Source organism: Shewanella sp. CAL98-MNA-CIBAN-0140 (genome assembly GCF_040309905.1).
Taxonomy (GTDB): Bacteria; Pseudomonadota; Gammaproteobacteria; order Enterobacterales; family Shewanellaceae; genus Shewanella; species Shewanella psychromarinicola.
Genome location: NZ_JBEOPI010000097.1, coordinates 1 through 709, shown reverse-complemented (window position 1 = coordinate 709; position 709 = coordinate 1). Strand labels below are relative to the sequence as shown.

General features: G+C 47.7%; 1 pseudogene. It reads right to left on the bottom strand.

Annotated features, from left to right (window positions below):
- A pseudogene (locus AAEY93_RS20320) lies at positions 1–709 on the bottom strand (hypothetical protein); the annotation flags it as partial.

Here is a 709-nt window from a genome sequence, read left to right as displayed (position 1 = left end):
ACAGCCGCAGCAACATCATCTGACTCTGCCGGCATATCAAACTCGGCGAGTAATGAATCGATATCATCTTCAGTTGACTCTTCAGTTGAGCCTACTGATGTCTCTGGCGCGTTGACAGCCGCGGCAACATCGTCTGACTCTGCCGGCATATCAAAATCGGCGAGTAATGAATCGATATCATCTTCAGTTGAATTTTCAGTTGACTCTTCAGTTGAATCTGCTGATGTCTCTGTCGCGTTAACATCCGCAGCAACATCATCTGACTCTGCCGGCATATCAAACTCAGCTAGTAATGAATCGATGTCATCTTCAGTTGAATTTTCAGTTGAGCCGGCTGATGTCTCTGGCGCTTTGACAGCCGCGGCAACATCATCTGACTCTGCCGGCATATCAAACTCGGCTAGTAATGAATCGATATCATCTTCAGTTGAATTTTCAGTTGAGCCGGCTGATGTCTCTGGCGCTTTGACAGCCGCAGCAACATCATCTGACTCTGCCGGCATATCAAACTCGGCTAGTAATGAATCGATATCATCTTCAGTTGACTCTTCAGTTGAGCTGGCTGATGTCTCTGGCGCTTTGACAACCGCGGCAACATCATCTGACTCTGGCGGCATATCAAACTCGGCTAATAATGAATCGATATCATCTTCAGTTGACTCTTCAGTTGAGCTGGCTGATGTCTCTGGCGCTTTGACAACCGCGGCAA